2 protein-coding genes are annotated in these 1,091 nt (G+C 42.2%); both read right to left on the reverse strand.

Annotation, left to right across the window (positions count from 1 at the left end; all coding sequences use genetic code 11):
* Positions 1–223: 223 nt before the first annotated feature.
* The gene (locus tag DXXMK7_RS00050; RefSeq protein ID WP_038917301.1) at positions 224–589 is read right to left on the reverse strand and encodes a hypothetical protein; all 366 of its coding nucleotides are present in this window, start codon (positions 587–589) and stop codon (positions 224–226) included.
* On the reverse strand, positions 589–1,091 hold a 503-nt coding region (locus DXXMK7_RS21460; RefSeq protein ID WP_193745920.1), incomplete at its 5' end, for an RHS repeat-associated core domain-containing protein. The genes DXXMK7_RS21460 and DXXMK7_RS00050, both read right to left, overlap by 1 nt.

Below are 1,091 nucleotides of genomic sequence, written 5' to 3' on the forward strand. Positions count from 1 at the left end.
AGCCGTGCCTGTTTCTGCCGCCCCTGCTCGCGCCGCTCCGCCGTCACCTGCCCTGCGCCATTGAGCCGCAACGCCTGTTCGCCCCAGTGGCTGTCGCGGATGCCCGTCACCGTCACGGTGGAGCGCGGCAGGATTATTATTGAGACGCAGATTAATCTGTAGTCACCAGACAGTAAAATAAAAAAGCCGGAAGGATCGTAAAGACCACTTCCGGCTTCTTATATCACTCATATTTCAGTTCAATATTTCCAACAATATCAAAAACATGATCATATGTACTTAATATCACTCGTTTCCTATTTTTTTTATACTCTCCCTCAACCTCATCCAAGCTGGAAAGCGTGTATTTCTCATAAGGAAAATCATCAATTTTATATATAGAAACACTCTCTACATCACTAAAATAAAACTCAACACACACGTCAGGAGCATCTTTAACTGAGGGTATGCAGCCACGTAGAGAAAGTGAAGCTTTGATATTCACCGCCATGGGCTTAAGTTGAATAGAGTAATCCCTAATGATTAAGGCATCTCTTGAGAAGATACGGCCGTATTTTGTATCCAACTCTTTAATTTTTAAATCAGTCATTATCCGCAAGCCTTCCTTACCGTAATACCTTTCCCACCTGTTTCTGTGGAAAAACGTCTATTTATATTTATCTCTGCCAACTCTTCAGGAGTTGCCCACCTAGAAGGCATTTTTGAAATACCAGCTTCTTTTGCAGCGTACAATCTTCGGTTATCCAAACTAAATACCGAATCTTTATGAGCCCCTTGGGACATTAGCCTTTCTTGGACATTAGTCGGCAAATCACGCATTCTGACTTTTCTAATAGGTTCAACTTCATTTATATAGGATGGATTATTTTTCAATCTATGTACTAATTCATTTATTGAACCACCATCAGAAAATGAACCAGCAATACTGTCCTGAGAAAAAAGAATAGTTTTCGGACTAATTAAAGATAATCCAAAGGGATCACACCACTCCAATGGATTGTGAACATAACCTTGAGGTCGGATACCACCAAGTAAACCTATCGGGTCCGCCGAAATATACTGCCCCAGTTCCGGGTCGTAGTAGCGGTGCC

It is taken from the genome of Dickeya sp. MK7, from assembly GCF_000406305.1.
In the GTDB taxonomy this organism is placed as follows: Bacteria; Pseudomonadota; Gammaproteobacteria; order Enterobacterales; family Enterobacteriaceae; genus Dickeya; species Dickeya fangzhongdai.

Coding starts and splice junctions, on each gene's coding strand:
- DXXMK7_RS00050 (WP_038917301.1), bottom strand. CDS start 589: ATGACTGATTTAAAAATTAAAGAGTTGGATACAAAATACGGCCGTATC.